We start from the raw sequence: 17,701 nt of genomic DNA on the forward strand, positions 1-17,701 counted from the left end.
ATGCCCCGCAAACTACCGCCACTCAATTCATTGCCGAGCTTTGAAGCGGCTGCCCGGCATCTGAGCTTCTCCCGGGCGGCCGAGGAGCTCAACGTCACGCACGGCGCGATCAGCCGGGCGATCAAGCACCTCGAAGACCAGCTCGACGTTCGGCTGTTCGAGCGCGCGACCCGTTCCGTGCGCCTCACCGCCGTCGGCGAACCCTACGCGCGGGCGGTTCGCGAAGCGCTGGACCGGCTGTCGAGCGCGACCGCAACGGCCACGACGCGGCACTCCAACTCGACGTTGAACGTCAGCACATCCGATGGTTTTGCGGGCAAATGGCTGGTGCCGAGGCTCTATCGTTTTCATCGCGAGCACAGTGAGATCGACGTGCGGATTTCGACGACGGGTCAACTGAGCAGCTTTCTCGGCGACGGGATCGACATTGCGATCCGCTATGGCGGCGGGAATTACCCGGGGCTGACGGCGGAATTTCTCACCGAAGAGGAAGTGTTTCCGGTGTGCAGTCCCCGGCTCGTCGAAGGCAAGCGCGCGTTGCGCAAGCCCGCGGACCTGAAACATCACACGCTGATCCACGACGCCTTTCCCATCGACTGGGCGACCTGGCTCGCTAGTGCGGGTGTCGAAGGTGTCGATCCGCAGAGCGGGATTACGTTCGATTCCGCCACGTTCGCCGTTGAGGCCGCGGTGCAAGGCGAAGGCGTCGTCCTCGGCCGGACCATGCTGGTGGCCGCCGACCTCGCCACCGGGCGACTGGTCCGGCCGTTCGAACACGCACTGAAATCGACGTCGAGCTTTTACGTCGTCTACCCGCCGGGCGCGATCCGTCAGCGCAAGGTCAAGGCGTTTCGCGACTGGCTGCTAGCGGAGCTGGCACCGCCCAGCGAGTCGTAGCAGAAGGGAGAAGAATCTTCAGAAATCGTCGGGAAAAGCCAGCTCCCAGCTGACATCGGTGCCGACATTCACACGCCGCCCCGCCCCGCCGACGACAATCGCATTCTGTCCAAACGTCAGGCCACCGTCCACGCGCGGATTGGCGCGCCAGCCCATCATCGTATCGAGCGGTTCGGTCGGCCACTGCGGATCGGGGCGCCCCGCGAGCTGATCCACCGTCGTGATCGGACAACGCGCGCACGGCTTGACGAAGCGCAGCACGATGCCGTCGTCTGCGCCGATCGACAGCGTTTCGACGAAGTCCTCTTCGAATGCGTCGACGCCGCTCAGTACGATGTTCGGCCGGAAGCGGTTCATCGGCACTGACGGAGCGCCTTTCGCGCGCAGGCGCTGGTTCAGTTCGTCAAGCGACGCTTCAGTCGTGACGAGCAGCGGGAAGCCGTCGGCGAACTTCGTTGGCGCGTCGGTGCCTGTGGTCCACATCTTGTTGGCCAGCCGCGTCACCTCACGATCGAATCGCGCGAGCCGCACCGGCACACCGAGTACCTCCGAAAACCAGCGCGCCGGCCCATCGCCCTCATCGAGCGCGTGCAGGCTGTCGCGCCAGATCGTCACTGGCACGCGCGCCGCCTCGCGCGGCGCTTCCAGAGGCAGGCGCAGCACGCCGGCTGCGCCCGGTGCCGACAGTTCCAGCGAATCGGGTGTGAATACCGGCCGGATCAGCGCCATCGCCGGGTACTCGCGTTGCGATATGAAGCGCCCATTGCGATCGATGAGCATCCAGTGCCGGTCCCATTCGAGCCCGTGCGGCTCGAGCAGCGCATGGTCGAGCGCGATCGCGCCGCACGATTTCACGGGATAAATAAACAACGCACTGACGGATGGCATGGGGTGGGAACCGGCAACGGGGAAATAAGGCGCGCGGGAAAGACGCACCGGATGCAGCGGAGAGCGGCGCGCACCTTGCAGCAGACGCAACAGCGCGATTTTCGCCCGCCATTTCGTCTGCTGCAAGGTGCGCTCGCCGTGGTCAGCGGACGGCGCCCGAACCACGCGGAACGGCGCTTCGCCTCGTTTTTCCCGCGTCGCAAGGCAGTTGGGTTGCCCTGACATCCGGCTCAACTTTGCCTCACATACAAATGAGAATCATTTGCAATTGTCCAAAATTTGCTCCATGATTCGGCATGTCTCAAAACTCTCGATCCTTCCGTCCATGAATTCACCTCTGCCTGTCGAATCCGCCGAACGTACCGCCCACGATGCCGCGCCGGACCGCGCGCAGGTCGTGCTGCAATCGCTGCTGTCGCGCCAGTCGTACTGGCCGCTGACGAGCCCCGGACCGAACGACACCGAACTCGCCTCGATCTTCGACGTCGCGTTGCGCGCGCCCGATCACGGCAACCTGCGCCCGTGGCGCTTTGTCCTCGTGCGCGGCGCGGCACGCGAAGCGCTCGGCGAGGTGCTGGTCGACATCGCGAGCGCGCGTACCCCCGACGAGCCGCGTTCCGCCCATCAGCATCGCAGCAGGAAAGCGCAGGCGGCGCCGGTCATCATCGCGATCGCCGCGGCGGTCGACAGCGGTTCGACCGTCCCTGAAGTGGAACAACTGTTGTCGGTCGGCGCAGCCACGATGAACATGCTGAACGCGATCCATGTGCTCGGCTACGGCGGTTTCTGGGCCACGGGCGCCGATTCGTACGACGTGCGCATGCATGCCGCGCTCGGCTTCGAACCGTCGGAACAGTTGCTCGGCTTCCTGTTCGTCGGTACGCCGGCGTCGGCGCAACGCGATGCCGTTCGTCCTGAGCGCACGGCCCACGTGCGCGAATGGACCGGTCCGTCATCGCGTTAAACATCCAGAAGACTGGAGGTTGCATGCACTTTCATAGCCCACCCGCGAGGCAGCATTCGTTACTCGATGACTCCCTCGCCGAGCATCCCGACATCGCCGAACAAACCGTGGTCAGCGCGGTGCGCACCTGGCTGCGTCCGCAGTGCGACGCGGTACGGATGCGCAACAGCTGGCGCGAAGTCCTGTCGGAAGCCGGCATGACCGCCGACGGCCTGACCTACTTCGACATGCTGATGCGTGGGCTGATGCGCACCACGTGCCGCCGGCTCGATACGCGTTGCCGGTGCGCCAGCGATCTCGCGAAAGACGAAGCCTCGTTGCTGCAGACCATCGCGCTGCTGCAGAAAACTCATAGCCACGCTGCCATGCAACTGCTGAACGACTGGCTGCCGCAGCCGGCCGTGAGCGGCATGCTGAAGATCGCACGCTGGTTCGCGATCTCGCTGCTCGACGCGGGCATCGTGATCCGCGTGCGCGTGCGTCGTGTCACGTACATGCATTGAAAGGCAGCTGGATTTGCCACGAATCACTTTCGTCTCTGCCCGCACGCCGCACGGCAACCACGTCACGCAAGCCGCACAGGGCACGGGCGGCCGCCGCGAAACACCGCGTCACGCGATCTATCGCGTTCCCGATCTGGCGTTCTTGCCGCAACGACTCGCCTGGCGTCGCCCGGACGGCGACCCGCTGCCGCCTGCCGGCGAATTGCTGCTCTGGCGCGTGCGGCCTGAGTGGCAGGTCGTATCGAAAGAAGCGGCGTATATGCGGCTGTCGAAAGCCGAACTTGCGCGCGTGAAGAATCATCCGAATCCGGCGCTCGGCAAGCGCTTCGCGGTGGGCCGCGCGGTACTGCGCGGTGTGCTCGCGGAGATGCTCGACTGCGCGCCAACCGATGTCGCGCTCACCGATCACCCGCACGGCCAGCCAGTGCTCGCCGACGTTCATCGTGCGGGCATCGAGATGCAGGTCGCCTATGCGGGGGTGTGGATCATGATCGGCATCAGCGCGAACCCGTTCGGACTCGGCACCCGCCTGCCGTTGCCCACCGATGAAATCGACACCAGCGACGGTACGTTCACAGCGGCGCTCAAGGAACGCACGGCGATCGATCACTCGATCACACTGCGCAGCCACGTGCGCCACGCAAGCCTCCTGGCCGCCACCGGCAAACCGCTACTCGACGCCGATGCAAACGTGCTGCGTCAGGAGAGCGCTGCGTTCTTCGTCGATACCGGCGATGCGGGCCGCTGGCATGTGCTCGATGTACCGATGCCCGGCGCGATCTGCGCGGCCGTGGCGGCTGCGCAACCGGTCACGCGCGTGCATGCGTTCGGTTGGGCGGGACCTGACGGCCGCGCCGACGAGCGTTGACGGTCCTGCTTATGCGCTTGCCGTACGGTCCTGAGCCAGCGCGTTCAGATCGGCAGGTTCGAGGACGGCGCCCGGCGCGCCATGCCGCGCGACCGCAAGCATCGCGCGTCCGAGGCTTTCCGTGGTTTGCACCTGCGCGGGAAAGAGTCGCCGGGCCGTCGACAGCAGCGGCGCAAGCAGCACATAGAACACGTGATACAGCCGGGTCTTCGAACGCACACCATGAAGCGGTTGAATCACACCAGGCCTGAACAGATACACCGCCTTGAACGGCAGCCGGCGCAACGCATTCTCGGTACGCCCTTTGACACGCGCCCACATCACTCGGCCCTGTTCGCTGCTGTCGGTGCCCGAGCCGGACACGTAGACGAACGTCATCGCCGGATTGAGCCGCGCAAGCACACTGGCCGCGGCGAGCGTCAGGTCGTAGGTGATGCGCGAATAGTCGCCTTCCTTCATCCCCACCGACGAAACCCCGAGACAAAAGAAGCACGCATCGTAGCCCGACAGTTCATCGTCGAGACCCGCGTATTGCGTGAGGTCGCTGCGCACCAGCTCATGAAGGCGCGGATCGAGTTGCCCCGTCGCCGCACGCCCGATGGTGAGCACCTTCGTCACATCGGCATCGCGTAGACATTCACGCAACACGCCCTGCCCGACCATTCCCGTCGCACCGAAAATCACTACCTTCACGTCGTTGCCTCCTCGGGCCATTGCACACCGGCCAACGGACCGGAAACGTCCCACAGACGCGCGGCGAGTACCTTATCGCGCGCCTTGTCACCAATGATTGCGTCGCCGACTCGCCCCTTCAGCTCGAAGCGCCCTTGCGGCCCATAGTATCCCGCGGGCTTTGCATCGAGAGAGGTCGCGGCAAACAGCGTCGGTAGCGCACCAGCCGCCGCCGACTGAGCCACGTACGGCCCGAGTGCAGCCGACAGACGTTCCATCAGCGGGCGTCGCCCGTTGCTTCCGAGCCCTGGGCCCGCGCTTTGCAGGCCGGTCAGCGCATAGCCCGGATGACACGCGTTGCAGGTGAGCCCCCAGCCGTGTGCATCGCTGCGGCGTTGCAGTTCGAGGGCGAATAGCAACATCGCGAGTTTCGATTGCGCATACGCACCCCACGGACGATAACGCCGTTCCCACTGCAGATCGTCGAAATGAATGTCCGCCTGGATTCGATGCGCCCCGCTGCTCACGTTGACGACGCGCACGTCGCGCCCCGCGCGCAGCAACGGCAACAAACGCGCGGTCAACGCATAGTGGCCGAGATAGTTGGTGCCGAACTGCAACTCGAAACCATCCTGAGTCGTATGGCGCGTGGGCGGTGTCATCACGCCCGCGTTGTTCACGAGCAGATCCAGCGTTTGATGCCGGCTCGCGAAACCGTCGACGAACGCGCGAACCGATGCGAGGCTCGCGAGGTCGAGGTGGGCATAGCGAATATTCGCGCCCGGATGAATCGTCCGGATGCGATTGAGCGCAACGCCGCCTTTCGCATCGTCGCGGCCGGTCAGGACGACTTCCGCACCGGCCCCCGCCAGCGCGAGGGCAGCTTCATAGCCGATGCCGCCGGTTGCGCCAGTCACGAGCACGAGCCGGCCATCCTGGCGCGGCATATCCTGTGTGGTCCAGGCCTTCACGATCGGCATCCTAACGGTCAGGGAAAGCGGGAATCGGACCCTGCGCGGTGACGTCGGTCGACAGGCTGACGTCCTTCCACGCACCGGCCGCGCGAATCCGCTCCGCATCGGTCTCGCCGAAGTAATGCAGCGCGTCGCTACCGAGCAGCAGATGCTGCGGCGGATTCTCGTGATCAGCGATACCCAGTACCACTTGCGCGACACGTCCCGGGTCGCCCGCCTGGCTGCCGCTATGCGTCTTCAGCAACTGCAGCAACGCGCCGACGCTCGGCTCGTAGTCGGGCAGGATCTGCGGAATCTGGCTGGACGCCACGCTTGCCCAGTCGGTTCGCATACCGCCCGGCTCCAGCGCCACGACCTTGATGCCGAGCGGCGTAACTTCGCGTGCAATCGATTCGGTGAAGCCACCCACGGCCCACTTCGCCGCCTGATAGGCGCTCAGTCCCTGAGTGCCGATACGCCCGCCCACCGACGAAATGTTGATGATATGACCAGCGCGCTGCGCACGCATGACCGGCAGCACAGCGCGCGTGAGATTCACGACGCCGTAAAAATTCGTATCGATCTGCGCGCGGAAATCTTCATCGCTGGTTTGCTCGAACGGAGCAATGTGGCCGTAGCCCGCGTTGTTGACGAGCACGTCGATCGATCCGAATGTATCGACGGCGAGTTGCACGGCCGCGCGTGCCGCAGCTGCGTCGGTCACGTCGAGTGCGGCTGTGCGCAGGCGTTCGCCGTAACGCGCCTGCAGATCGGCAAGCCGGCCAGGATCGCGCGCCGCTGCGACCACGCGATGTCCGGCTTCGAGCACGGCTTCGAGAATATGACGGCCGAGGCCGCGGGCACTACCGGTAATCAACCATACTTTGGACATTGCGCACTCCTGCTGGTGTGAATGAAGAAAAACAAATCGATACTATTAATTGAGTGAATACGCGCTCATTACGACGCTAAAAAAAATGCCTCACGCACCTGCTATCACGCTCCAGAACGCCTGGAATCCCGCGGCTTTGTAGCGCTTGGCCTGCTTCGGTTCGCGTTCGATAAACTCCATCGTTGCTTCCGCGATCGCATTCATCATCGCCGCGACGAACAGCGGTGACTGGTCCTTCAGCGGACCGTTCGACGAGATCTGATGAACCATCGCGTTGATCTCGCCGAACGCGGCCATGCCTGCGTCCCGGCTGTGTTCGGTGATGCGCTCGGAAATCGACAACTGGCTCATCGCCTTACGCTTGAACGGATAGGCGACGCCCCAGTCGATAAAGCGGTCCCACACGTGACGGCCCTGCTCCGCAACCGATCCGGCCGCTGGATAGCCACGCGTCATCTCGCCACGCAGATCGTGCTTGAGTTCCAGATACAGCTCGTTGAACAGCACGTCCTTACTGTCGAAGTAGGTAAACAACGTCCCTTCCGCGACGCCTGCCCCTTTGGCGATCTTCGCGGTCGTTGCTTCGACGCCGAGCGTCGCGACAACCCGGGTAGCCGCGGACAGGATGGCGTTGCGCTTGTCTTCGCTGCGGGGACGTGCCACGAATCGTTCCGTTAAATGAGTGAGTGCTCAATAATAGACGGAGTGCGTGTTTTCTGCAAGCGGGATCAGAACAGCCCCCAGACGACCCGATAGCGAACCCGCCGCTTATAGCTGCGATACGCGTCGTCTTTCGACAATAGCCGTTCCTCGCGCACGATGCGGATGCCCTGCAACGCCCAATGCAGCAGGATGATCAGCAGATTTTGTAACCCGAAGTTGGGCAGCAGAAAGCCGAGATCGCGGATGAAATATCCGGTGTACATCGGATGGCGTACGTAGCGATAGGCACCGCCCGTCACCAGCCCACGATGTGCTGGCAGCAGACCGAACGAGCGGCGCAGCGACAGCTTCGCGACGATCGTCACGAGAAAGCCGACAATTTGTACAGCCGCCGCGAATTTTTCGGAAACCAGATGCACGCCCGGTGCAAGATTGAACGCAAGAAAATAGTACGTGGCGCAAAACGAAACCACCACACTCACCGGGTGCCAGTCACGCTCAGTCGGCACGCGCGCAAACAGCACGAACACCAGCGTGATCGCCTCGCCAATCGCAAAGACAAGCAACGTGATGCGCGTCGGATCATGCAGGTAGCGATGCGTGACGGCGATGAAGAACGGCAGCAGCAGCACGGCTGTGCCGGCGCGCAGCAGGATCTCGGTGACGATCTGTCTTTCGGTCAGGCGCTTAGCGTGACTAACCGGAGCGTCTTGTGCGCTGTTGCCCTCTTCGCTGCCGGTGTCGATGGGACGAATGCCCGCCTTTGCGTGGGATCTCGTCTCGGGATTCGATGCAACAGGATCATTCATATTGATGCGTTTTGTCTGTTTGATCATGTGGTTGCCGCTTTGGCACAACCAGCGCCTGGCCAGGGCGCCGAATCATGTTACGCCTGCATGGTAGGTCGAAGCGCGGCGTCCGTATAGCGGCAAATCCGCCGCGTCGCCGCAACCCGGTCAATGCGTACCACTCGCCCGGTTCGCCACCACCTGTCGTGCCAGCAGAGCCGCATTGATCGCGCGCGGGAAGCCCGCGTACACCGCGATCTGTGTCACCACCTCGACCATCTGTTCCTTCGTTCCACCCACATTCAGGAAGCCGTGCATGTGCACCTCCAGTTGGGGCGCCGCCGATCCCATTGCCGAAAGTGCGGCCACGGTAATCAGTTCACGCGACACGAGATCGAGCGTTGGTCGTGCATACACGTCGCCGAACGCGAACTCGACGATGAAGCGCGCGAGGTCCGGTGCGATATCGCGCAACGATTCGATCACGCGTTCCCCTGCGCTACCGTCGATTGCGCGCAAACCCGCCACGCCATCGTCGTACCGATTGCCTCCCGGTGGCACGAGTGCGGGGTCCGCCGCCACGCCTCGCTCGTCGAACACGATACGCGCCGCCGCCACGCCGTTCAGCGCAGCCGGGAAACCCGCATAGACGGCGAGATGGATCATCAGTTCGACGATCTCGCGCGGCGTGCAGCCGACATTCAGCGCACCGGCAATATGAAAGCGCAGTTGCGGCTCCGCACCGCCCATGGCGGCCAGCGCGGCGACCGTCGCGAACTGTCGCTGGCGCAGGTCGAGTGCCGGTCGCGAATAGATTTCACCGTACGCGAAGCTGATCGTCATGCGCGCGAGGTCGGGGGCGATGTCCTTTAGCGCATCGATGATCATCGGTTGCGGGCTTCCTTCGATCATTTCGAGGTAGCGGCGGCCCAGCGTAAAACTAGCTTGCGTGTCGTGCATGGTGTTCTCTCTCAATCTCAATCGGCCGCACGGATTGGCGGCCCTCGACACGAAACTTAGCGATACCCACAGCGCCGCGCCATTTCCTTTCGCGTGATACTGTGCAGGTATCAGATCCCCGACCCATCGCCGCACACATGCAGACCCGCATCGAACTCTGGCAGCTCCGTTATTTCGTGGCCGTGGCCGACGAACTCAATTTCCGGCGCGCAGCGGAACGGCTGTCGATCACCCAGCCCCCGTTAACGCGGCAGATCCAGGCACTGGAAGAAACCGTCGGAGCGCAACTGTTCGATCGGGACCGCGGTCGCGTGCGGCTCACATCGGTGGGACAGTTGCTGCTCGAAGAAGCGCAGCGGCTGCTCGGCGATGCCGATGCGCTGGTCGAGCGCGTGACCGCACGGGCCGCCGCGCAGCGCCCCGAATTGCGGCTCGGCATCACGACTGTGCTCGACCCTGAGCTGTTCGCATGGCTCGAACCTGCGCTGCATGCACGCGAGCCCACTTTGCGCATCGTGCGCAAGCGGCAGTACTCGCAGCAGTCGGTGGCGGATCTGCGGCGGGGCGCGCTCGATGCCGCGTTGATCGGCCTGCCCAGCGAAACCGGCGAACTGACGGTCGAGCGCCTGTTCGTCGACCCGCTCGTGGCCGCCCTGCCCGCCGGCCACGCACTGCGCAACCGGCGGCGCATCTCTTTGCTCGAACTCGCGGACGACACCTTGTTCTGGCCGCTGCGCCGCGTCAATCCCGCCTACTTCGATCACTATCAGCAGCAATTTCGCGCGCTCGGTTTCGAGCCGCAACGTCTGCCCGAACCCGCCGATCATCATGTACTGCTCGGCCTGATTGCAGCCGGCGAAGGCGTCGCGCTGATTCCGGCCTCATTGAAATCGATCGCTCGTAATGGTGTGATCTACCGCGAGTTGCGCGAGCAGGCGGATCTGCACATCGAAGTCGCGCTCGCCAGCATGCCAGGCGCGGACGATACGGCGCTCACGCTGCTGCGCGACACACTGCGGCGGTACTACGGCAAACCCCGAGCGTAAGCGGCTTGCAGCGATCCGCCTGGCGATCCCCTGCGCGCATTGCTATGCTTAAGCCGATTTCCCTTCGAGGAGCGACCTTGGCCAATCACGACGTTCGCGACATTGGCGACGCGCTCGATCCGCCGAACGTGCAGCGCGCCGCTCACGTCGTGGGCGCGCAGACGAGCCCTTGCGACGCGCTGGTCATCCGCACCCAGCCGCCCGCCGAGGGCCGGCCATCCCGGCACAAACGCCTCGCGCTCGCCGCGACGATCCTTGGATCGAGCATGGCGTTCATCGACGGTTCGGTTGTCAATGTCGCGCTGTCGTCGATCCAGAACGAACTCGCGGCGAGCGTCGCGGCCATGCAGTGGGTCGTCAACGCCTATCTGCTGCTGCTCGGTTCGCTCGTGCTGGTAGGCGGCGCCGCCGGCGACAGGCTCGGGCGGCGCACGGTATTCGTCGCCGGAATTGCGCTGTTTACGCTGGCATCGATTGCATGCGGTTTCGCGCCGGGCGTCGGCACGCTGATCGCCGCGCGCGCCGTGCAGGGCATCGGCGCGGCACTGCTCGTACCCAGCAGCCTCGCGATCATCGGCGCCGTGTTCGACGAGCACGAGCGCGGCCGGGCGATCGGCACATGGGCGGGTGTCGCTGCGATCACGGGTGCGTTCGGGCCGGTCCTGGGCGGCTGGCTGGTCGATACGTGGTCGTGGCGCGCGATCTTCTTTCTCAACATTCCGCTTGCGTGCGTAACGATCGCGCTGGCGTTTGCATCGATACCCGACAGCCGCAGCCCCGATGCGCAAGGCAAACTCGACTGGCCAGGCGCACTGGCCGCTGCCGCGGGTCTCGGCGCACTCACTTACGGCCTGACTGCGGCTCCGGTGCATGGCTTCGCGGCGCCGGTCGTGCTGGGTCCGGTGGTAGTGGGTATCGCGCTGCTGGTGGTGTTTCTGATCATCGAACGCACAAGCGCACAACCGATGATGCCGCTCGACGTATTCCGCTCACGCGACTTCGTCGGTGCGAATCTCGTCACGCTGCTGCTGTATTTCGGCGTGGGCGGCGCGATGTTCTTTCTGCCATACGCACTGATCCGCGCACACGGCTACACGGCCACCGAAGCAGGCGCCGCGCTGTTGCCTGCGCCTCTCGTCATCGGTCTGCTGTCGCGCTTCACCGGTGGCCTGATGGCACGTTGCGGCGCACGCGCGCTGCTCACGGTGGGGCCGATCGTCGCGGGCATCGGGTTCGCTATGCTCGCGCTGCCGGGCGGCCGCTACTGGAACGTCTTCTTCCCGGCACTCGTCGTGCTCGGGCTCGGTATGACGATCACCGTCGCCCCACTGACCACTACCGTGATGGCCGCCGTGCCGCCCGAACGCACGGGCGTTGCGTCGGGGATCAACAATGCGGTGGCGCGTGTTGCGAGCCTGCTGGCAATCGCCGTGCTCGGCATCGTGTTCGTGTGGTCGCACGACGCGGTGTTGTCGGCGCGGCTCGACCGGCTGGATCTGACGCCGGCCGTGCGCCAGTCGCTGCGCACACTGGAACCCGGTGCGAGCGCGAATGCGCAGGTCGCCGCAGACGTCGCAGGACCGGTTGCCGCCGCCCAGGCCGAGGCGATCGACCGCGCGCTCGCCGCCGTGGCACTCGTGTGCGCCGCGTGCGCGCTGGCCGGCGCCGCGTGTGCCGCGGTGACCATCACGCGTACGCGCCGTTGAGTCTGCAGGAACTTGTACTGTCAGGCGCGGGTCGGTTGCTTATCATCCTGTGCATCGCGGCACGCATCGTGCGGTACCGTGTCAGCTTCCACTCATGTCGTCCTGTTCGTCAACCATGCGCAAACTCCTGACCGCTTCGCTTGTTGTTCTGTTCGCACTCATGGCACTGCCTGGGTTCGTTGCACCGACTCAGGCCGCCACCGCCCTCGCGGCATCGGCTCCGCTCGTCACGCTGACGCCGGACCAGGCGCGTCAGGCACTCGACGTGCTGAACAACCCGGCGCGTCGTGCCCAGATCGAAGATACGTTGCGCGCAATCGCCGCAGCGGGCGCGCTCAGCGCACCCGCCCCGGCAACGACATCAGCAACCGCGCCCGCGGCAAGCGGAACGGCGGCCGCGAGCCCGGCAAGCGGCGCATCGTCAGTGTCCGCGCTGCAGACCAACGGTCTCGCCTCGCAACTCGCCCGGCAGGGTGCGCACTGGGGCCTGCACGTGGTAACGGTGCTGCGCACTTCGCTGGCTGCGCTGCTCGATGTGTCGTCATTGCGTGCATGGTGGAGCGACGAACTGACGAACCCGCAGCATCGCGCGATACTCGGCCGTGTGCTCGGTACGTTGCTTGCAGCGTTGTTGCCGGCGCTGGTGCTCGAATGGCTCGCGCGCCGTTTGCTGCGTCGTGCAAGTAGCGCGCTCGCTGCGCGTCAGCGGGATGCGGCGGATCTGCCTGAATCGGCTTCGGCTTCGGCTTCGGCTTCGGCTTCGGCTTCCGCTGCGAACGCGACCCACGCCACAAGCACCATCGATCCCCCACGCACAGCACCCAGCAAACAGCATGCTGAACTCCACTGGTCCCTGTTGCGGCGCCTGCCGCATGCGCTGCTTCGGTTGATCATCAAGGCGCTACCGCTCGTCGTCTTCGTCGCCGCCGCGAGCGCCGCCATGTCGCTGCTCACCGACGACGGCACGCCTCAGGACGAGGCGATCGGCGCGCTGATCGACATCTATGTGATCTGCCGCGTGATCGTCATCGCGGCGGGCTTCTTCACGCAACCCGATGCGCCCGGTCTGCGCCTGCTGCGGCTCGGCGATACCTGGGCTGCGTGGCTGCAACGCTGGATCGTACGCAGCGTCACGCTGATCGGCGCCGGCTCGGCCATCGTCGAAACGGCTGCCGCGCTTGGCCTGAACGATACGGCACACGTTGCGCTGACCAAAGCGGTCGCCCTGATCGGCCACGTGCTGCTCTCGCTGATGATCCTGCAATGCCGCCAGCCCGTCGCCGAATGGATTCGCACACACACGTCGCGCAACCGCCCAGCATCGCTGGTCGGCAAAGGCTTCGCCGACGCATGGGCCGCGATCGCCATCTTCCTCGTGATGGCGCTCTGGTTCATCTGGGCGCTCGATGTGGAAAACGGTTATCACGCGCTGCTGCATGTAGGCGGCATCACGATCGCGATTCTGGTCGGCGCGCGGGTTGCATCGATCGTGCTGCTCGGCGCGCTTGCGCGGTTCTTTCATGTGGAAGGCGATGCAGAGGTATCGCTGGTTCATCAGCATGCATACCGGTACTACCCGCTACTGCGCAGAATAGTCTCCGTACTCATCGTTATCTTCACGATGTTCCTGTTGCTGCTCGCATGGGGCGTCGATCTGCGTCAGTTCTTCAGCAGTGGCTCGATCGGACACCGGCTTGCTTCCGCGCTCGTGACGATCGCCATCGCAGCAGCGATTGCGCTCTTCGTGTGGGAAGCCGTCAATGTGGCGGTGGAGCGCCGCCTCGACCAGTGGACCGCGCGCGGCGACTTCGCGCAGGCGGCACGTCTGCGCACACTGGTGCCGATGCTGCGCGCCGCGCTGTTCGTCGTGATCGCGCTGGTAGTCATACTGACGGGCTTGAGCGAACTCGGTGTGAATACCGCACCGCTGCTCGCGGGCGCGAGCATCTTCGGTGTCGCACTCGGCTTCGGCTCGCAAAAGCTCGTGCAGGACTTCATCACCGGTATCTTTTTGCTAATGGAAAACGCAATGCAGGTCGGCGACTCGGTCACGGTTGCGAGCGTGTCGGGTACCGTCGAATATCTGTCGATCCGCACCGTCCGGCTGCGTGCCAGTGACGGCTCGCTGTTTACCGTGCCGTTCAGTTCGGTCACGACCGTGAACAACACGAATCGCGGGCTTGGCAATGCAGCCGTCAGGGTCAGCATCGCGTACGGGCAGGACATCGATCTGGCCGTTGCGACGCTCAAGGAAATCGGCACGTCGCTGCGCAACGATGAGGCATTCAAGGCCGGCATTCTGTCCGACTTCAGCTACTGGGGCATCGATCAGGTGGACGGCGCGGCGATGGTCCTGGCGGGCCAGGTGCAATGCCGCGATACCGCACGCTGGGGGGTGCAGCGCGAATTCAACCGGAGAATCGCCGAGCAGTTTCTCGCGCGTGGTATCCAGATCGCGAATCCGCAGCGTAGTGTGTGGGTGCGCGAGGGCGGCGAGGAGCGTGATGCAACGGCATCGAAGGCGGATGTGCCTCGCGCAGGTTCGTAGAAAGTCGTTTCCAGCTCACCCGGCACGCACAATGCATCGGGCCGGCACACTGGCCGGCCCGGCTCCTGCACAACGTCGTCTCCCTACACGCCCTGCTCTCCCTGATCGCCTGTCGCGTCACACCTGGCGACGCATCTCCGCCGGCGGCACCTTCATCAGATGCCGGTACTTCGCCACGGTACGTCGCGCGACCAGCACGCCCTGATCGGCCAGCATCTTCGCGAGCGTCACGTCGGACAGCGGATCCTGAACGTTCTCGGCGGCGATCATTTCCTTCAGCAACGCACGCACCGCCGCCGCCGAACACGTCCCGCCGCTTTCGGTACCGAGTTCGCGCGGAAAGAAGTGTTTGAATTCGAAGATGCCGCGCGGCGTAGCCATGTACTTGTTGCCCGTTGCACGTGAAATCGTCGATTCGTGCAGGCCGAGTTCTTCGGCGACGTCGCGCAGCACGAGCGGCTTGAGCGCGATTTCACCGTACTGAAAGAACGCCTTCTGGTGCGCCACGATGCACTCGGCCACGCGCTGGATCGTATCGAAGCGCTGCTGCGCGTTGCGGATCAGCCAGCGCGCTTCCTGCAGTTGCTGCGCAAGCGGCGAGCGGCTCGCGCCCGCCGACTGCGCAAACAGCTCCGCATACATCCGGTGAATACGCGCGCGTGGCAACACAGCCGGATTGACAGTCACGGTCCACTTGTTGCGTAGCGGCCGCACGATCACGTCGGGCACCACGTAGTTGTCTTCGGTGCGGCCATAGTAGTTGCCGGGCTTCGGATCGAGCTTGCGCACGAGTGCGCAGGCGTCGCGCAGCGTGTCGGCGTCGCAGCCCGTCTGCTTCTGCAGTTCGGCATGCTCGCGCCGTGCGAGCCGTTCGAGATGATGCACGACGATCTCGCGTGCAACGGCGCGCGCAGGCGTGTCTTCGGGCAGTGCGTCGATCTGCAGCATCAGGCATTCGGACAGCGAACGCGCGGCGATCCCCGGACGGTCGAACGATTGCACGAGCCGCAACGCAACCAGCAGTTCGTCTTCGGCCAGCGCCGGCTCGAAATCGACCAGCGTCACGAGATCGGCAAATGACTGGCGCAAGTAACCGTCGTCGTCGAGCGCTTCGATGATGAGGCGCGCCGCTTCGCGGTCGCGTTCGTCGAGACGATACAGGCAGAGCGTGCCGTGCAACTGTTCGTGCAAGGTGGGTTGTACGCGTGCCCACGCTGCCGGGTCTGCATCGCCGTCTCCGCTGCTGTTACTGCTGTTGCGCGATGAGCCGCGGCTATAGGGATCGCCGGGGAAATCGTTCGCGTGATCGTCGTGAGCAGAGTCGTCGCGGCCGTCGTTTGCATCGCGCGCATCGCTCATCTCGGCCGGCGCCGTATCCGACGCGCCTGCGCGCTCGGCTTGCATCGATTCGTCGCCACTCGCTGCATCGGTCGATGCGGATGTCGAGGTTTCGAGCGCGACATCGTCGGTCTGCGAGGCGTCGTATTCGAGGAACGGGTTGGTATCGAGTGCGGTACGCAGCTCCTGCTGGAACTCGAGCGAAGACAGTTGCAACAGGCGCACCGATTGCTGCAGACGCGGTGTCAGCGTCAGCGATTGTCTTGCACGTAATTCGAGTGAATGCGACATGGTCAGGGAGTCCTGTGAAGTTGATGACAGGGCGGCATCGCGACGCCATGCGGAAAGTCACACCTGTCATACGTTCCGATCACTACAACGCAACTCCCGTGCCACTTTCTCCAACCTCCTGTTTTATCGAAGTTTTGTTCTTCTCGCGAGGCCGGTAGCGCAAGTTTCATGCGCCATTTTTACAAGTAGCCGGAAAAATGCGGACGCTCGCGAACCGCGCTCAATTCAATGCCCACGCGCCGCGCAAACAGCGTCGGCGACGCATCGCAGCATGGCTCGGACGTGTATCGATCGATCGCGGGCCATGCGGTAGATCAAGCGCAATTTTCCCGGGCATACCGCTTGCGCTCCCGATACGCGTGGACGGATGCCCTCGCTTCAACGAACCCGGTCACGTCGACCGCAGCAAGGCACTGACAACCGCCGCATTCATCAACAACCGGAAGGAGAAACCATGAAAACTATTCAGTTCCTCAAGGCTGCTGGCAGCATCGCATGCGTCGCGTTTGCACTCAACGCTACCGCGCAGACGAGCGCTTCCGCACCGCCCGCATCGTCGGAAACGGTCGGTCAGCATATCGACGACGGCACGATCACGACGAAGGTCAAGGCCGATCTGCTCGGCGCAAAGAATGTGAAGTCGACACACATTCACGTGAAGACGCGCAAGGGCATCGTGTGGCTGTCGGGTACGGTGCCGTCGGCTGAAGACAAGTCGGCTGCGCAGGACGTCGTGCAGAACGTCGACGGCGTGAAGGGTGTGAAGAACCATCTGAAGGTCGCAGCGGAATAAGTGCGCTGGCGTCTGGAGTGGCACCGAAGCGTGTCGTTCTGGATGCCAGGATGTAAGAAGGCCGCCTGTGAATTCAGGCGGCCTTTCTTTCTACACACCGGCATGTACCAGAGACCTGACGCTATACCGTCGCAAGTCCCCAGTGCGCTACGTACTCATCTACGACTTCATCGCCGCATACTGATCGCGTAGATCGCGAATGCGATCGTGGGTCTGCAACACGCCCTGGAACTGGCGCTCGACCACGGTACGCACATCCGCCGGCAACTCGCTTTCAAGCGCATCGCTGTACTGCTTCTTCGCGACGTCTTCGCCCTTCTCGCAGTCGGCAAGTATCGCGTGATCGCTGCGCCCGCCCACCGCCGATTTCACATCGACCCATCCACGGCGCAGCGCGCCGCCGATGCTCCCGCCGCTTTCCGGCTTTCCGCCCAGCTTGAGCACGACGTCCTGCAGTTCGCGCGCGCCGCTTGCACAGTCATCGGCACGATCGACAAAGAGCGTCTTGAGCTGCGCATCGTGCGCGTCCTCAGCGGCCTTGCGGAAACCACGTTCACCGTCTTTCGATGTTTCGACCAGATCGTTGAGCACTTCCACTATGTTCGTTGCCATTTGATTCTCCCGATTACGGTTGTCCTCATCCATATCCGCTGCAATCAGCGGGGCCCGTCAACCGGATCGCACGCTGTGTGCCCGGTCGCGTGTCACTCGCGTGTGCGGGCGGGATTGACCTGGGCGCGTAGAAATTGCAGACATCGTGTGAAGCGAAAGGGTCCGCGAATGCGCGCATACGCCGGTAAAGCAGCGCGTTTCGCCAATGGCATGGACCTTGGCGCGCCGGGAACGCACAGCAGTCCACCGCGGCAGTCAGAGGAAACGAGCTTGCAACACGAAAAACCGCAGACGAACCGCGCGTTGCGCGGTTGTGGGT

17 protein-coding genes are annotated in these 17,701 nt (G+C 64.0%); 8 read left to right on the forward strand and 9 right to left on the reverse strand.

Annotated features, from left to right (window positions below; all coding sequences use genetic code 11):
• The gene (locus tag BWP39_RS22475) at positions 1–897 is read left to right on the forward strand and encodes a transcriptional regulator GcvA (RefSeq protein WP_096724216.1); all 897 of its coding nucleotides are present in this window, start codon (positions 1–3) and stop codon (positions 895–897) included.
• A gap of 18 nt (positions 898–915) precedes the next feature.
• On the opposite strand, the gene BWP39_RS22480 is transcribed toward BWP39_RS22475, so the two are convergent.
• Positions 916–1,785: an MOSC domain-containing protein gene (locus tag BWP39_RS22480; protein WP_096726100.1), complete on the reverse strand. Its 870-nt coding sequence runs from the start codon at positions 1,783–1,785 to the stop codon at positions 916–918.
• A gap of 325 nt (positions 1,786–2,110) precedes the next feature.
• On the opposite strand from BWP39_RS22480, the gene BWP39_RS22485 reads away from it, so the two are divergent.
• From BWP39_RS22485 to BWP39_RS22495, 3 genes are read left to right on the forward strand one after another with little or no spacing between them, the layout of a single operon-like run.
• Positions 2,111–2,749: a nitroreductase family protein gene (locus BWP39_RS22485; protein WP_096724218.1), complete on the forward strand. Its 639-nt coding sequence runs from the start codon at positions 2,111–2,113 to the stop codon at positions 2,747–2,749.
• A gap of 23 nt (positions 2,750–2,772) precedes the next feature.
• A complete protein-coding gene (locus tag BWP39_RS22490) occupies positions 2,773–3,252 on the forward strand; it encodes a hypothetical protein (RefSeq protein ID WP_091006895.1) in 480 nt (159 codons plus the stop codon).
• A gap of 13 nt (positions 3,253–3,265) precedes the next feature.
• The gene (locus BWP39_RS22495) at positions 3,266–4,120 is read left to right on the forward strand and encodes a 4'-phosphopantetheinyl transferase family protein (protein ID WP_096724220.1); all 855 of its coding nucleotides are present in this window, start codon (positions 3,266–3,268) and stop codon (positions 4,118–4,120) included.
• A 9-nt stretch (positions 4,121–4,129) separates the two neighbouring features.
• Here the strand turns inward: BWP39_RS22495 and BWP39_RS22500 are convergent, their stop codons facing one another.
• The 6 genes from BWP39_RS22500 to BWP39_RS32385 form a co-directional block, all read right to left on the reverse strand.
• Positions 4,130–4,813: an NAD-dependent epimerase/dehydratase family protein gene (locus BWP39_RS22500; protein ID WP_096726101.1), complete on the reverse strand. Its 684-nt coding sequence runs from the start codon at positions 4,811–4,813 to the stop codon at positions 4,130–4,132.
• Positions 4,810–5,763: an SDR family oxidoreductase gene (locus tag BWP39_RS22505; RefSeq protein ID WP_096726102.1), complete on the reverse strand. Its 954-nt coding sequence runs from the start codon at positions 5,761–5,763 to the stop codon at positions 4,810–4,812. Before BWP39_RS22505 ends, BWP39_RS22500 begins: the two co-directional genes overlap by 4 nt.
• A 10-nt stretch (positions 5,764–5,773) precedes the next feature.
• Entirely contained in the window at positions 5,774–6,637 is an 864-nt protein-coding gene (locus BWP39_RS22510; RefSeq protein WP_096724222.1) for an oxidoreductase, read from the reverse strand.
• Positions 6,638–6,727: 90 nt separating this feature from the next.
• Entirely contained in the window at positions 6,728–7,300 is a 573-nt protein-coding gene (locus tag BWP39_RS22515; protein WP_096724224.1) for a TetR/AcrR family transcriptional regulator, read from the reverse strand.
• A gap of 65 nt (positions 7,301–7,365) precedes the next feature.
• Positions 7,366–8,109: a methyltransferase family protein gene (locus BWP39_RS22520; protein WP_207557044.1), complete on the reverse strand. Its 744-nt coding sequence runs from the start codon at positions 8,107–8,109 to the stop codon at positions 7,366–7,368.
• Between the two features lie 147 nt (positions 8,110–8,256).
• Positions 8,257–9,048, reverse strand: coding sequence for a carboxymuconolactone decarboxylase family protein (locus BWP39_RS32385; protein WP_096724226.1), 792 nt, complete (start codon positions 9,046–9,048; stop codon positions 8,257–8,259).
• Positions 9,049–9,185: 137 nt separating this feature from the next.
• On the opposite strand from BWP39_RS32385, the gene BWP39_RS22530 reads away from it, so the two are divergent.
• The 3 genes from BWP39_RS22530 (at position 9,186) to BWP39_RS22540 (ending at position 14,348) form a co-directional block, all read left to right on the forward strand.
• Complete coding sequence (locus BWP39_RS22530) at positions 9,186–10,094, forward strand: LysR family transcriptional regulator (protein ID WP_096724228.1); 909 nt, start codon at positions 9,186–9,188, stop codon at positions 10,092–10,094.
• 77 nt (positions 10,095–10,171) lie between these two features.
• Positions 10,172–11,800 carry an MFS transporter gene (locus BWP39_RS22535; protein WP_207557045.1) on the forward strand — a complete coding sequence of 543 codons (1,629 nt, stop codon included), beginning with the start codon at positions 10,172–10,174 and terminating at the stop codon, positions 11,798–11,800.
• Between the two features lie 115 nt (positions 11,801–11,915).
• A complete protein-coding gene (locus BWP39_RS22540; RefSeq protein WP_096724232.1) occupies positions 11,916–14,348 on the forward strand; it encodes a mechanosensitive ion channel family protein in 2,433 nt (810 codons plus the stop codon).
• A gap of 117 nt (positions 14,349–14,465) precedes the next feature.
• On the opposite strand, the gene BWP39_RS22545 is transcribed toward BWP39_RS22540, so the two are convergent.
• Complete coding sequence (locus BWP39_RS22545) at positions 14,466–15,977, reverse strand: RNA polymerase factor sigma-54 (RefSeq protein WP_096724233.1); 1,512 nt, start codon at positions 15,975–15,977, stop codon at positions 14,466–14,468.
• Between the two features lie 454 nt (positions 15,978–16,431).
• Between BWP39_RS22545 and BWP39_RS22555 the strand changes: the two genes are divergently transcribed.
• Entirely contained in the window at positions 16,432–16,770 is a 339-nt protein-coding gene (locus BWP39_RS22555; RefSeq protein WP_096724237.1) for a BON domain-containing protein, read from the forward strand.
• Between the two features lie 159 nt (positions 16,771–16,929).
• Here BWP39_RS22555 and BWP39_RS22560 read toward each other — a convergent pair whose 3' ends face one another.
• Positions 16,930–17,382 (reverse strand): PA2169 family four-helix-bundle protein, encoded by a 453-nt coding sequence (locus tag BWP39_RS22560; RefSeq protein ID WP_096724239.1) that lies wholly within the window; start codon positions 17,380–17,382, stop codon positions 16,930–16,932.
• Positions 17,383–17,701: the final 319 nt, after the last annotated feature.

Origin of the sequence: Paraburkholderia acidicola (assembly GCF_002362315.1) — a bacterium.
Lineage (GTDB): Bacteria > Pseudomonadota > Gammaproteobacteria > Burkholderiales > Burkholderiaceae > Paraburkholderia > Paraburkholderia acidicola.

Excerpts from the sequence above, each read along its gene's own strand:
- BWP39_RS22530 (WP_096724228.1), top strand. The coding sequence starts at position 9,186 with ATGCAGACCCGCATCGAACTCTGGCAGCTCCGTTATTTCGTGGCCGTG.
- BWP39_RS22560 (WP_096724239.1), bottom strand. The coding sequence starts at position 17,382 with ATGGCAACGAACATAGTGGAAGTGCTCAACGATCTGGTCGAAACATCG.
- BWP39_RS22540 (WP_096724232.1), top strand. The coding sequence starts at position 11,916 with ATGCGCAAACTCCTGACCGCTTCGCTTGTTGTTCTGTTCGCACTCATG.
- BWP39_RS22555 (WP_096724237.1), top strand. The coding sequence starts at position 16,432 with ATGAAAACTATTCAGTTCCTCAAGGCTGCTGGCAGCATCGCATGCGTC.
- BWP39_RS22485 (WP_096724218.1), top strand. The coding sequence starts at position 2,111 with ATGAATTCACCTCTGCCTGTCGAATCCGCCGAACGTACCGCCCACGAT.
- BWP39_RS22520 (WP_207557044.1), bottom strand. The coding sequence starts at position 8,109 with ATGAATGATCCTGTTGCATCGAATCCCGAGACGAGATCCCACGCAAAG.
- BWP39_RS22475 (WP_096724216.1), top strand. The coding sequence starts at position 1 with ATGCCCCGCAAACTACCGCCACTCAATTCATTGCCGAGCTTTGAAGCG.
- BWP39_RS22490 (WP_091006895.1), top strand. The coding sequence starts at position 2,773 with ATGCACTTTCATAGCCCACCCGCGAGGCAGCATTCGTTACTCGATGAC.
- BWP39_RS32385 (WP_096724226.1), bottom strand. The coding sequence starts at position 9,048 with ATGCACGACACGCAAGCTAGTTTTACGCTGGGCCGCCGCTACCTCGAA.
- BWP39_RS22510 (WP_096724222.1), bottom strand. The coding sequence starts at position 6,637 with ATGTCCAAAGTATGGTTGATTACCGGTAGTGCCCGCGGCCTCGGCCGT.
- BWP39_RS22545 (WP_096724233.1), bottom strand. The coding sequence starts at position 15,977 with ATGTCGCATTCACTCGAATTACGTGCAAGACAATCGCTGACGCTGACA.
- BWP39_RS22480 (WP_096726100.1), bottom strand. The coding sequence starts at position 1,785 with ATGCCATCCGTCAGTGCGTTGTTTATTTATCCCGTGAAATCGTGCGGC.